This is a genomic window from Kribbella voronezhensis, from assembly GCF_004365175.1.
Lineage (GTDB): Bacteria > Actinomycetota > Actinomycetes > Propionibacteriales > Kribbellaceae > Kribbella > Kribbella voronezhensis.
Genome location: NZ_SOCE01000002.1, coordinates 917,433 through 930,882 on the forward strand (window position 1 = coordinate 917,433; position 13,450 = coordinate 930,882).

A 13,450-nucleotide genomic window follows, 5' to 3' on the forward strand; every position below is an offset into this window, starting at 1 on the left:
TGCCTCACAGCAGCACCAGCACTGTCTTCGTAGCGGAACTGGACAACCCGACCGTGTCGGTCACCGTCACCTTGACGACGAACAACCCGATCGAGGAGTAGGTGCAGGTGGTGGTCGGCGTGGTCTGGACCGGCTGGACCGAACCGTTGCCGCAGCTGAACTGGTAGGTCGCGATGGGCGACTTGTCGACGCTGGTCGAGCCGGACGCGTCGGCGGTGACGGACTGCTTCAGCTTGATCGAGGTCTTGTTCAGCTTGAGGTCCGCGGTCGGAGCGACGTCGGCGAGGATCTTGACCGGCGTGGTCGCCGTACTCGTCACGCCGGCCGTGTCGCGCACCGTCACCCGGGCGGTGAAGCTGCCCGCGTTCGGGTAGCTGCAGGTGTACGACGAAGTGGTCAGGGCAGCCGAGGTCTGGCCGTTGCCGCAATCGAACGTGTAGCTGACCAGCGGCCTGCCGTCGGCGTCGGACGACGCGCTGGCGTTCAGGACGACTGCTTGCGGCCGGTAGGCCTGGCTGGGCGTCGCGGTGATCCGCGCGGTCGGCAGGCCGTTGGGCTTCACCACGATCGGCGCGCTGGTCCAGGTGTCGCTGAGACCGGACGAGTCCGTCACCGTGAGCGTCGGGGTGAAGGTACCTGCTGCGACGTACTGGCAGACGCCGCTAGCGGTGGTCAGCACCGTGCCGTTGCCACAGACGATCCGGTACGCCGTGATCGGCGCGCCGAGAGCGGTACTGGCCGACCCGTCGACGGTCACGTCCACCGGGGCGAACCCGGTCGCGGGGGTGACGGTCGCACTGGCCGACGGGCCGACGTACTCGAAGGCACCGCGGTCGGCGAACAGGATCGGCCCGACGCCGGTGTTCGGGATGGCCGGGTGGTCCACGGGCGCCGTACCGTCGCGGTTGGTCGCGGTCCAGCCGGTGACCGCGGTGTCGGCGGCGTCGATGGCGGGGGAGCGGCTGGTGAGGTGCAGATCGCGGCTGGTCAGGTTCACGAAGCGCGGGTCGGCCGCGGCGCCGGCCGCCTCCTGGCCGCTGGCGGTCCGGTAGGCGGCGATCGTGGTGTAGCCCTTCGACGCCCACTCGAACAGGTTCCCGGTGGCCGACGTCTGGAAGACCAGGTCGCGATCGAGCGTGGTCCCCGGGCTGGACGCCTCGTCCACCCGGATGTCGCCGATCGTCCGGGTACTGCCGACGGCGTTGTCCATCGCCACGTTGTTCCGGCTGACGGAGTTGGTCGAGCCGCCCTCGAAGTTGATCCCGGCGGTCGCGTTGCGGACCACCGTGTTCGACAGCACCGTGGTGGCCGGCGCGAACGAGGTGTCGATGCCGTGGTCACCGTTGTCGTAGACGACGTTGCGGCGGACCGTCGTACCGGTCGAGCCGCTGTAGGTCTCGATGCCGGAGTCGTCGTTGCCATAGGCAAGGTTTGCCTCGACCAGCGTCTGCGCGGAGGAGGAGCTGACGTCGATACCGGTGGCGAGCCGGGCGGACAGGCGCTTGTTGCCGTAGCTGGTGACGCCGGCCACGGTGACCCGGGTGCTGCCCTGGACGCTGACGCCGTGGTGCTGGTTCTCGTGGGTGATCGAGTTGCGCAGTTCGCTGTCGGTGGAGTTGAAGAACCGGACGCCGATGGAGAGGTTGAAGGCCGACTGGATGCCGGTCAGGCTCGCGTTGCTGGAGGCGTCGACGGTGATCCCGGGCGCACCGGCCTGGGCGATGTCGAGGTTGCCGAGGGTGATGCGCTGGGTCCGGTCCAGGTCGACGGCGTTGAAGTTCTGCTGGCGCAGGGCGAAGCCGGAGACGGCGATGTCGCTGACCTGGCGGAGCAGGATGCCGAAGCTGCGAGCACCCGCGGCGACGGTGTGACCCGCCGCCGGGTTGGTGCCGCCCGTGTCGACGTACAGGCTGGTGGTGGCGGTGTCGTAGTACCAGCTGTTGGTCGTGGTGGTCGTGGCACTTGTTGCCTTGGGCAACGCCTGGCCGTCGAGGAAGACCTGGCCGGGCGCGGCGGCCAAGGTGTGCTTCCAGGCGGTCGTCGCGGTCGCGGTCCAGCCTGCTGCGTCCGAGACGTCGTCGGTACCGACGATGACGGCGCTCGGCGAGGTCGCTTTCAGGGTGATCGGGTCGGCCGCATCGCCGCTGGTGGTGATCGTGACCTGCTCGCGGTACTGGCCTGGGCCGACGAGAGCGGTGTCACCGGCGAGAAGCTTCCTGGTGGCCGCGCCGATGGTGCAGAACGGTGCGGCGACGGTGCCAGGGCCCGTGTCGCTGCAGGCCGGGTTGGTCTGCTCGACCGAATAGGTCTGGACCGGGCGGGTGCTGACGACTTCCTGCGCGCTCGCCGAGCTGGTGAGACCGGCGGCATCCGTGACGGTCACGGTGACCGCGTAGCTGCCCGGACCGGCGTAGGTGTGGGTGGCGGTCGCCGCCGGCTGCGGACCGACGACGGTGCCGTCGCCGAAGTCGAAGGTGTACGACGCGATGCCGTTGATGTCGTTGTCGCTCGAGCCGCCGGCGTCCGCTGTCACCGGAACCGAAGGCGGAGTGCTCATCGCGGTCGGGTTCAGGACCAGCGCGGCGTGGGGCGGGTAGTTGGTCACTCCCGCCACCGGCTGGAACTCCAGCGCGCCGCGATCGGCGTACGCCGGACTGCCCGCGCCGGTGTCCGCGATGATCGGGTCGTCGGCGAGCTGGTTGCCGGCGGCATCGATCGGCTGGAAGCCGGCCGGTGCGGAGGTGGCCGAATCGACCGCGGTCGATCCCGCGGTCAGCCGGAAGTCACCCGACGCGGGGTCGACGAGGCCGGGATCGGCCGACGATCCGTGCGCCTCCTGGCCGCTGGCAGCGGCGTAGCCGGACAGCTTCGGGTAGATCGTGCCGCCGACCTTCGTGGTCGGGGCCGTCGTGTGGTTGAAGGCGCTGTCGTAGTCGGCACTGAAGCCGGGCACGGACCCGGCGTCGACGTACAGGTCGTACTCCGTCGCGCTGACGCCGTTGTCGATCAGCAGGTTGTTGGCCAGGGTCGCGCCGGTGGCGTTGCCCTCGACGGAGATCCCGTCGCGGCGGTTGGCGTAGGAGGTGTTGTTCAGGTAGCGCACGCCGGTGGAGGCGAGCGTGTCGAAGCCGTGGTCGCCGTTGGCGTAGGAGATGTTGCGGACGACCAAGGCGCGGTGCGAGCCGCTGTAGACCTGGATCCCGGTGTCCTGGTTCTGGTACGTGACGTTGTTGCTGACCGTGTTGTCGGGCGAGTTGGTGTTCACGTCGATGCCCGCCGAGGTGGCGGCCGGGTTGACGGACGTGTTCGCGTAGGCGGTGTTGCCGACGATCAGGTTGTTCGACGAGGTGGACAGGCCGATCCCGTGCAGGCCGTTGTGATGGCTGGTCGATCCGGTCACGGTGACGCCGCTGGAGCCTGCGATCCGGATGCCGGTCGACAGCGAGCCGTCGACCGCGGCGGCCCGGACGGTGATGCCGCCACCGGGCGAGGTGTCGATCAGGATGCCGTTGCTCGCGGACTGCGAGGCGGTGACGTGGTCGATCGTCGTCGCCGTCGCGGACAGCAACCGGACACCGGCCAGATTCGGCCGGATCACCTCGAGGTTGCTGATGGCAACATTCGCGCGGCTGCTCGCGGTGACGCCGAAGGACTGGGCACCCGCCTCGATGGCGTGGCCGTCGCCGGGATTGGTGCCGCCGGCATCGACGTACAGGACCTTGGCCGTCGCGTCGTAGAACCAGCTGTTGGCGGTGGTGGTGGCCGCGGAGGCCGCCGCGGCCAGGCGCTGACCGTCCAGGAACACCTGCCGTGGCGGCGACGGCGGCGCGTACGGCGTACTCCAGGCCGTCGTGCTCGTCGCGGTCCAGAGTGCCGCGCCGCCCAGGGCGCGGGTGCCCAGGATGACGACGCCCGGGCCGTCGCCGGTCACGGTGATCGGGTCCGCGGCGGTTCCGGACGCGTTGACGGTGACCTGCTCACGATAGGTACCGGGCGCGACGTGCACGATGTCGCCCGGCGCGATCGCCTTCTTGGTTCCTTGCGAGATCGTGCAGAAGGGCTGGGCCTGGGTGCCGGCCGTTGCCAGGGTGTCGCTGCAGTTGGCCGCGCCGTTGTTCACCCAGTAGCCCGTGCCGGCCGCGGCCGCCGTACTGCTGGTGAGCACCGCCAGGCTGGACGTGGCGAGGATCATGACCGATCCGGCCGCCAGGTGCTTGAGCCGTTTGTTCATGACCTCTCCTGCCTTCGACTGCGATCAGTGGAGAACAGCAATTGGGCGCATCCGGGCGACCGGCTGGACCAGCCGGTTCCGGACGAGGACGTCGAGCGCGGCATCGACGCCACGGTCGTCGAAGTGGTAGGCGTCGGTGGGAGCACCGTCGTCGTAGCGGTAGCGGCGCGTCTTGCGCCCGAGCGGGTCGTTGTCCGAGATACCGCGGGTGACGAGGTCCTGGACGACCGTGCCGGCGCCGTGGCAGGCGGAGTACAGGCTGGTCGCGGCGTTGTCACCGGCAACCGCGAGGTAGCTGGAGGTGCGATGCGTACCGGGCAGGAGGACGGCCTGACCGGTGTCGGCGAACGTGGTGCCCGGCGTCATCATGCCGGCGGGGAAGGCGCGGCAGGAGTTGTGCCGATGGACCACCGCGGTCGCTCCGTCGACCGGCTCCTCGTAGATGCTGTTGTGCGGTGAGTCGACGACGAGCCGCCCGGTGGCGCCGCCGAACGACTCGGCCGCGATCTTGCGCAGCGCGGCGTACGTCGCGGTACGGAAGGCGAACCCGTAGTTCATCGCGGCCGCGGTCGCGAGCATCAGCCGCTGACCCTCGTCGCCGGCCAGCTCGAGCGGAGCACAGCCGTCGGTGAAGTACAGACTCAGCCGGGCCTTGAGCTGGGCGAACGACCTGGCCGAGCGCAGGTGGAACCACGGCTTCAGGGCCGCGTTGACCGCCTTGAGCTGGCGCGGGTAGTCCTTGCGCCGGAAGAACAGCCGGCCGATCTCGCCGGTGAAGACGCCACCGCCGCCGTGGTACTGGATCGTCAGCTGGCCCTCGGTCACGCCGAGCTTCGCCGCGCGGACCGGATCCAGGATCTCCTCCACCCGCTGGAGTTCGACGAAGTGGTTCGACGGGCCGACGGTGCCGAACCGGTACCGGGCCAGCTGGAAGGCGACACCGGGCAGTTCGGACTGCAGCCGCTCGATGCCGCCGTAGCGCTGGAGTTCGAGCCGGCCGCCTTCCTCGATCCGCTCCAGGTCCTCGGCGGGTGCTCCCCAGCGCTCGACGCTGAACTCGGAGCCGTCCCGGACCGCCCTGATCACTTCCGAGCGGGACAACTCGCGGGTGCCCTGGGTGGGATAGGGGTACCGGCTCCGGACGGCCCGCATGAAGGTGTCGACGGCCCGGTCGTCGGGGACCTCGGAGTCGACGGCGATCAGGGCCATCCCGCAGTTCACCGACGAGCTGGTCAGGTCGGGACGGATCGTGCCGATGGTCGCGACCGCGACGCTGGACGGCAGCTCCATCCTGGACTTGTGGTGGAAGTCGGGCAGGACGACCGGCGGGGCCGCCAAGTCCGCGCCCTCGACTCGATGGCGCAGCGCTGCGACTGTGGTGTGATCGGCCGGCAGGAGGCTGGGGTCATCGAAGACCGTCGGGGGGCTGGTGACGGTCGAATCGAGGACGCGGACGTTCAGTGGTGGCCTGGCTTCAGTGGTCATCTCTACTCGCAGTCGTCTCGGCTGGTTTCGGGTCGGGCTCAGAAGTCGTCCGGGTACGGCGCGCCCGCGGTGACCGCGGACACCAGCCCGGGCGCCGGCGTGTACTCCGGGACGAGCCGGCGGAGATGGCGGAACACCTCGTCGGGACGGTTGTGCGAGGCGGCGTCGTACAGTTCGCGCAGGCCGGCCCGGAAGCCCTGGATCGCGTGCGGTGGCCGGGTCATCGAGATCCGTGGGTGATCGGTCGGCAGCGCTTCCTCCTCGCGGCCGAACAGTTCCTCGGTGAGCTTCTCGCCGGGCCGCAGTCCGGTGTAGCGGAACTGCACGTCGCGGATGTTCAGCAGGTTCGCGAAGTTGCGGACCAGGTCGACGATCCGGACCGGTTCGCCCATGTCGAGCACGTACGTCGAAGTGCGGTCGGCCATCCTCGCCGCTTCGAGGACGAGCCCGACGGCCTCCTCGATGGTCATGAAGAACCTGTTCACGTCCGGGTGGGTGACGGTGACCGGGGTGCCGCTGGCCAGCTGGTCGCGGACCACGTGCAGGAGCGAGCCGCGGCTGCCGAGCACGTTGCCGAACCGGACGGCGGTCAGCACGGTGTCCGAGCCGTGATGGGTCTCCAGCACGAGTTCGGCCAGCCGTTTGGTTGCCCCGAGCACCGAAGCCGGGTTGGCCGCCTTGTCGGTGGAGATCAGCACGAACCGCTCTACGTCGTACGCGATCGCCGCCTCGACCAGGTTCTCGGTGCCGCGGACGTTCGACTTCACGCCCTCACAGGGATGCCGCTCCAGCACGGGCAGGTGTTTCAGTGCCGCCGCGTGGAAGACGATCTGCGGACGATGGTCGCGGAACAGCTGGTGGATCCGCTCGGCGTCGCGGATGTCGGCCACGACGGTGCTTTCGGTGTCCAGCAGCGCCTCGCCCCACAGGTCGAGCTGGCTGCGGTGCAGGTTCGACTCGTCGTGGTCGAGCATGACCAGCTCGGCCGGCCCGAAGCCGTAGAGCTGACGGCACAGCTCGCTGCCGATCGAGCCACCGGCGCCGGTCACCAGGACCCGCTTGCCGGCGATCGCCTCGGCCGCGCCGCGGCTGACGACGTGCATCTCCGGTCTGCCGATCAACGGCCCGACCTGCAGTGCGCGCATGTCGGTGCCGGCGATCTGTCGCTGCAGTGCGGACAGGAACGGCGGCAGGTGCAGCACGGTGACGCCCTGTGCCGCGGCTCGCAGACCGAGCTGCTTCACCTCGTGGGTCGGCATCGACGGGATGGCCACCACGACGACGTCGACGCGGTTGCGGTCCAGGACCTCCTCGAGATCGGCCAGCGTCCCCAGGACCCGGCGTCCTCCGAACCGCCTGCCCTGCTTGGCCGCGTCGTCGTCCAGGAACCCCACCGGGTGCAGGCCGAACGAGCTGACCCGGTGCAGGTCGCGGGCCAGGGCGAGGCCGGCCTCACCGGCGCCGACCACGATCGTCCGCAACAGATTCTGGTCCCGTCCTAGCAGCACAGGCTGACTCATGACGCTCCCTTTCTGGTGAACTGCCGGTGGGTGGCGTCTGCCAACGCCGCGCAGACGGCATCGATCTGGCCGTCGGTCAGACGGGGATGGATCGGTAGTGACAGCAATTGGCCGAACAGGGTGTCGGCCCCGGCCATCCCGGCCGGGGGAACCGACGCGATCCGGGCGAAGTAGGTGAGCTGGTGGACCGGGATGAAGTGCACCGAGGTACCGACCCGTCGCTGTGCCAGTTCGGCGATCACCTCGTCCCTGTCGATGCCCGGAGCCAGCCGGACGGGGTACAGATGCCACGCGTGTGTGCCGGTTCCAAGGGCGGGGCGGTGGGGGAGTGCGATCCCTGGCTGCGCGGCGAGCAGGGTGTCGTACCGGGCCGCGATCTGTGCGCGGCGGTGCTGCCAGGCCGGGAGGTGGGTCAGCTGTGCGCGTCCCATCGCTGCCTGGAGATCGGTCATGTTGGCCTTCAGGCCGGCCTCGGCGACGTCGTAGCGCCAGCTGCCGCCGGGCAGGTAGCGCCGCCAGGCATCGGCGGTCATGCCGTGTAGACGGGCCTGATGCAACCATCGGGACCGCTCGGGGTCGTTGGTGGTGACCATCCCGCCTTCGCCCAGCGGCAGGTTCTTCGTTGCGTAGAAGCTGAAACAGGTCGCCGCGCACTGCGATCCGATGGGTGTCGTCCCGGCGGACGTGCCGAGCGCGTGGGCCGCATCGACGACGATCTGGTCCAAGGTCAGCCCGGCCGCCTCGGCCAGGGCCGGCACGTCCGCGAGGTCTCCGGCCCAGTGCACGACAGTCATCGCGGCGGGCGGCCCGTAGGCTCGTACCGCGTCCCGCACCGTGGCCGGGGTCGGCATTCCGGTGCCGGCATCGACATCGACGAGAACCGGTTGCAGACCGGCGTGCACGATGGCCTGGACCGCGCCGCAGAAGGTCATCGTCGAGGTCAGGACCAGTGATCCGCGCGGCAGGCCGAAGGAGCGCAGGGCCAGCTCGATCCCTTGGGTACAAGAAGAAACGGCAACCGCGTGGCCTGCGCCGACGTATCCGGCGAACTCGGCCTCGAACGCGGCCACCTCGCGGCCGGTGGTGAGCCAGCCGGACCGCAGGACGCGGAGTGCGGCGTGTTGTGCGGCGGTGGTGATGTAGCAGTCCGCGAACGGGACCTCGACCTCTTCGGCCGGTACGGCGCGCGGCACAGCATTGATTCGGGTCGTCATCCCGTAGCCCCCCTCAGAGCCCCTGCTTTGACCTCGACGCTACGGGCTGTGAACGGGTCCCGCGCCCGACGAGAAGGTGAGAACACCTACGTCAATAGGACGATTCGGCCCTGCCGGCGGCCGGGAGATCGCCGGTCTCGTCGATACCCTGTACACCGTGTGACCGCGCGAAGGCGACCAGTGCCAGTGCCGAGTGCTGCCCCGAGCTGCGCAGCAGACTCTGGACATGGGTCCGCACAGTGTTCATCGACACGAACAGGTGCTGGGCGACCTCGCCCCTGGTCATCCCCGACACCAGGCAGCGCAGTACTTCGAGCTCGCGTGGCGTCAGGTCGGCGACGAAGCCGGCCGCTGCCTCCCGCTCGCGCGCGTCCGACAGCAGATGGGTCAGTACCGGCCGCAAGGTGGACGGCGCAAGGTACATCTGGCCGTCGAGGACCTGCCACACCGCCGTCACCAGCGCGTCCAGCCGGGTGGTCTTGGACAGCCAGCCCTTGGCGCCGCGCTCGAGTGCCTTGACGATCAGCCGCGGGTCGCTGCTGCCGGACAGAACGATCGCGGCCGGGGCCGCCGTACTGCGGGTCAGTTCGCTGAGCAGGTCGAAGCCGGACTCGTCGGCCAGAACCAGGTCGAGCAGCACGACATCGGGTGGATCGGTGGCGAGCAGAACGCGCGCCGCTGCCAGCGAGGCCGCGTGGGTGACGCGGTCGATTCCGTCTTGTTCCAGCAGTGCTTCGCGCAGCACATCCGCGAACACCCGGTGGTCGTCGACGAGCAGGATGACCGCCCCCGTGGTGCCGGCCGTCATCGCGGCCTTCGTTCGGCGGTCGGCGACCTGACCGCGTCGAGCAGACCGGCCGCCGCGGCAACCCGCGCGATCTTGCCTCTGCCGTGGACGCCGAGCTTGCGGAGGATCTGCTGCACGTGGGTGCGAATCGTGTGCCGGCTGACGCCGAGCTCGTCGGCCATCAGCTGGGTGGAGTGTCCTTGTACGACGAGCCGCAGTACTTCGAGTTCGCGGCTGGTCAGCGCGTCGACCACACCGTTGTCCCCCCGCCGCTCGGGCGGGGGCCAGCCTTCGGACACCTGCTCGCCGTCCGCGACGCGCTCGATCGCCGCTGTCAGCACGGCGAAGGCGCAGGCCTTGTTGACGATGCCTTGGAAGAGCCCTCGCTCGTAGGCGTCCCAGACACCGTCCCGGCACGAGTCGGTCAGCAGTACGACGGCCGGCCGGGGGTCGAGTCTGGCCAGTTGCTCGGCGACCTGCACAGCAGATGGGCGGGCAGTCACGATGTCGAGGACACAGACTTCGATCCGGGCTTCGGCAGCGGAACTCAGCAGCACTGCCGGTTCGTGGGTGGTCAGTACGGTCAGATGGCCTTGCTGGTCGAGCGCTGTGGCGAGGACGGACGCGAACAATCCTTGCTCGTCGCAAACGGCGAGCCTCATGCCGGCCGGACCGGATGCCGTAGCGCCGGCACGCAGAGCCGGACCGTGGTGCCGACCCCTGGACCGCTGGAGATCTCCACCCGCCCCCGGCAGGCCCGCACGGCAGCGGCGACGATCTGCAGGCCGTGTCCGGTGCCGGACGGGATGCCGCCGAAGCCGGCACCGTCGTCGACGACCTCGACCTTCGCCTCGCCGGCGTCCAGGCCGACCCTGACGACGACCGTGCCGCTCGGGCCGGCCGCGCGGCACGCGTTGTCCAGCATGTTGCCGACCGCGCGCCTGAGCAGCGCCCGCTCGCCGTCGACGAGGACGTGCTTCGAGCGGGTGACCGTGATCCGGCCGCGATGGGTCAGCCGGACGACGTCGGCGCACTCGCTGGCGAGCCGGGAAAGGTTGACCGCGCCGGTGCCCTGGTCGCGGTCGAACTCCGCGGCGAGCAGTTCGGCGATCGCGGTGAACTGCTGGTGGATCAAGGTCATCCGGGTCTGCCCGGCTTCTTGTCCGGTTCTCGGTTCGGACAGCAGCAGACCCGCGGCGACGTACTGCCGCAGGTCGTGACACAGCCTCATCGTCTGGTCCGGACCGCCGGTCGGAGAACTCTGACCGACGAACGGTTCCGGCGCACTGACAGCACTCATCTGTGACCCCCCTCAAGGTCATCACCGAGCCAAACCGCTGCCCCCGCGGTTCCGTGCTGCCTCAAGCTCGACGATGTCGGCTACTGACGGTCACCCCGTGTTGCCGTTTCGACGAGCCCCCCGAGGACGCACCTCTCGGTCCCAGAACTTCAGTACAGGCGCCTGGCCGCCTGAACGGGGGGTGTTCCGCGGTTCCGTCATCAGGCGGTCATCTTTCTGTCATCTACTGTCCACCCGGTCCGGACGGTAACGATCTCACGGATCGTGACCGCGGATCAGGGCCGGAACTCGAACGCCCCGAGGTCGTCGTAGCGGCGCAGGCCTTCGGCGAAGGTGTTCGCCGTCGCGAGATCGTCGTACCGCGCAGCGCCGGTGAAGTCGCTCGCCTGCGCACCGGAGACGCCCGAGTCGCCCCGGTCGATCGCGGCCGAACCGGCTCGCAGCCGCAGGTCCCAGGTTGCGGTCGACAGGAAGCGGGGATCGGCTTGAACGCCGTGGGCTTCCTGATGGGTGGCGGCCTGCATCGCCGCGAGCGAGGTGTACGTCGTGGAGAACGCGTAGAGCTTCCCGGCCGTGGTCAGCCAGACCAGGTTGTGATCGACGATCGTGCTGGCCGGCGCCGAGTCCCAGATCCCGATGTTGCCCGCCCGCCGGGCGCACGAGATGCCGCGGTAGGCCGGGTAGACCGCGTTGTCGACGGCGATGTTGTTCACCACGTGGTAGCTCCCGGACGTTCCCTCCACGTTGATGCCGGTGGTGCAGTTGCGGTACACGGTGTTGGAGATGATCCGGCCGCCGGTGACGTTGAGGTTGTCGATGCCGTGGTCGCCGTTGTTGTAGGTGACGTTCAGCGCGGCGAGGTTGTTGTTGCCGCCGGGGTAGAACTGCATCCCGGAGTCCTCGTTGTCGTGGGTGAGGTTGCGGAGTACCGCGTTGCCCGGGCTGACCACGTTGATGCCGTTGGCATTGCGCTGGTAGCCCTCGGCATTGAAGCTCGCGGTGTTGCCGGACACCGTGATCCCGGTCGCGCCGGCCGTGAGCAGGATGCCGGAGCCGTTGTTGTGGTGCACGTAGTTGCCGCTGACCACCGAGGAGGTGGCGCCGCGGACGCTGATCCCGGGGGCCGTCCTGCCCTGTGCCTGGCGACCCGCACCGGTGACGGTGTTGCCGGTGACGGTGAGATGGTCACCGTTCGACACGTAGATGCCATCGGCAACGGTTCCGGTGAAGGTCAGTCCGGAGACGGTGACGTAGCTGCGGCCGGTCAGGTTCGCGCCGTAGTACGTCGAGCCGGTGACCGTCGGGGTGCGTCCGGCCCACCTGGTGATCGTGATCGGCGCGGACGCGGTCCCGGAGACGGCGGGCTTGATGGTCTCGGCATAGCTGCCGTTGCCGATGTACAGGATGCGGCCCGCGGCGAGGTTGCTCACGCCCTTGCCGATCGTGCAGTACGGCGTCGTGGTGGTGCCCGGTCCGGAGTCCGAGCACGCGACCGTCCGGTCGACGTACAGGGTGGTGGTCGTGGCTCGTGCCTGCGTGGGCAGCGCCAGCAGGACGGCCGGCACCAGCGCCGTCGCGCACAGTCCCAGGATCCTGGTCGGTCTCATGCTTCCAAGGTAGGAAGCAGCGAGAATAGTTGCATCATGCAAACGACGTAACGGTCGATGCCGGCTGGTGGAGAGCGACGTGGTCCTGCGTACGCCGGCCAAGGGTGCCTGTGGCGGGCCGCGGCTTGGGGGAAGCCGGTGAGCCGGCGACGGGCACGACGGTGAGGCGGACGGGGGATGTGCCGTCCCAGCGTGTCGACGTACGCAGTTGCCATCAGGTTGCTCGCCGGGGCGCCGTCAGGGCAAGGAAGATGACAGGCTTGTCATCGGGCGGTCAGCGCGGCAGCGTGAGCTCGAACACCGCGCCGCCGAGCGGACGGTTGGCGGCCGTGAGCGAACCGCCGTGCGCCGTGGCGGTCGCCCGGGCCATCGGCAGGCCCAGACCACTGCCCATCGGACCGTGCGGTGGCATCCGGTGCCAGAACCGGTCGAAGATCCGGTCGAGGTCCTCGGCCTCGATTCCTGGCCCGGAGTCCTCGACCGTGACGACGCAGGTCCGGTCCAGCAACCGGCAGCCGAGGGTGATGGTGTCGCCGTCGGAGGTGAAGTGCACGGCGTTCTCGATCAGCGCGTCGATGGCCAACGTGATCCACTCGGGATCCACGGTGACGAGGCCGGTCGGGTGGTTGCGGACCTGCCATCTCCGATCGGCGCTCGCCGACCAGTTGGTGCCCAGCTCTTCGACGAGCTCGGACAGGTCGGTCGGCCGGCGTCTCAGCCCCACGCCCGAGTCCGGCCGGGCCAGCGCGAGCAAGCGGTTCGACAAGGCCGACATCCGCTCCAGTTGGTTCAGCGCGACGGCGATCCCCGCCTTCGCGCCGGCCGTCAGCCCGCTGATCGCCGCGAGTTCCAGATGGCCGCGCGCGATCGTCACGGGCGTCCTGATCGCGTGCGAGGTGTCCCGGAAGAACTCTCGTTCCCGCTCCAGCCCGGCCAGTTGCCGCGCCGCCATCTCCTCGACCTGACGCAGGGCACTCGCCCGGCGCTGCGCGTGCCAGACCATCACTCCGACGACCATCGGCAGCAGCGGGATCTCGGCCAGTTCGGCGCGCGCGAGGAAGCCCTCCTCGGCATGGGTCCACATCAGCCAGCCGCTCGGCAAGGTCATCGCGACCAGCAGCGCCGCGGTCGGCACGACCGGCCAGACGCGGAATCCGTAAACCACGGCGACGCCCAGGAACATGATGTGGAACGGCGCCGCCTCGTGGCCCGGCAGCGCCACCATCAGGCCCGTCATCGCCAGCACGAAGACGCCGAGGCAGGCATCGATGGCCAGCCCGGCCCGCGGGCGCCGTGCAGCCCGCAC

Annotated in this window: 9 protein-coding genes; all 9 read right to left on the bottom strand. The window is 69.5% G+C overall.

Going from position 1 to position 13,450, the window contains the following annotated elements; translation table 11 throughout:
- Positions 1-4 precede the first annotated feature (4 nt).
- The 9 genes from EV138_RS31585 to EV138_RS31625 all read right to left on the bottom strand — a co-directional run bounded on the left by EV138_RS31585 (position 5) and on the right by EV138_RS31625 (position 13,450).
- Positions 5-4,231: a right-handed parallel beta-helix repeat-containing protein gene (locus EV138_RS31585; RefSeq protein WP_133983530.1), complete on the bottom strand. Its 4,227-nt coding sequence runs from the start codon at positions 4,229-4,231 to the stop codon at positions 5-7.
- Positions 4,232-4,255: 24 nt separating this feature from the next.
- Positions 4,256-5,716, bottom strand: a complete 1,461-nt coding sequence (locus tag EV138_RS31590; RefSeq protein WP_133983531.1) for an RtcB family protein — start codon at positions 5,714-5,716, stop codon at positions 4,256-4,258.
- 38 nt (positions 5,717-5,754) lie between these two features.
- Positions 5,755-7,236, bottom strand: coding sequence for a polysaccharide biosynthesis protein (locus EV138_RS31595; protein ID WP_238158520.1), 1,482 nt, complete (start codon positions 7,234-7,236; stop codon positions 5,755-5,757).
- Entirely contained in the window at positions 7,233-8,450 is a 1,218-nt protein-coding gene (locus tag EV138_RS31600) for a DegT/DnrJ/EryC1/StrS family aminotransferase (RefSeq protein WP_133983532.1), read from the bottom strand. Before EV138_RS31600 ends, EV138_RS31595 begins: the two co-directional genes overlap by 4 nt.
- A gap of 91 nt (positions 8,451-8,541) precedes the next feature.
- A complete protein-coding gene (locus EV138_RS31605) occupies positions 8,542-9,258 on the bottom strand; it encodes a response regulator transcription factor (protein ID WP_133983533.1) in 717 nt (238 codons plus the stop codon).
- A complete protein-coding gene (locus EV138_RS31610; protein WP_133983534.1) occupies positions 9,255-9,899 on the bottom strand; it encodes a helix-turn-helix transcriptional regulator in 645 nt (214 codons plus the stop codon). The genes EV138_RS31605 and EV138_RS31610 overlap by 4 nt, the downstream gene beginning before the upstream one ends.
- Positions 9,896-10,537: a sensor histidine kinase gene (locus EV138_RS31615; protein ID WP_133983535.1), complete on the bottom strand. Its 642-nt coding sequence runs from the start codon at positions 10,535-10,537 to the stop codon at positions 9,896-9,898. Before EV138_RS31615 ends, EV138_RS31610 begins: the two co-directional genes overlap by 4 nt.
- A 275-nt stretch (positions 10,538-10,812) precedes the next feature.
- Positions 10,813-12,144 carry a right-handed parallel beta-helix repeat-containing protein gene (locus EV138_RS31620; protein ID WP_133983536.1) on the bottom strand — a complete coding sequence of 444 codons (1,332 nt, stop codon included), beginning with the start codon at positions 12,142-12,144 and terminating at the stop codon, positions 10,813-10,815.
- A 274-nt stretch (positions 12,145-12,418) separates the two neighbouring features.
- Positions 12,419-13,450: a sensor histidine kinase gene (locus EV138_RS31625; RefSeq protein WP_166678819.1), complete on the bottom strand. Its 1,032-nt coding sequence runs from the start codon at positions 13,448-13,450 to the stop codon at positions 12,419-12,421.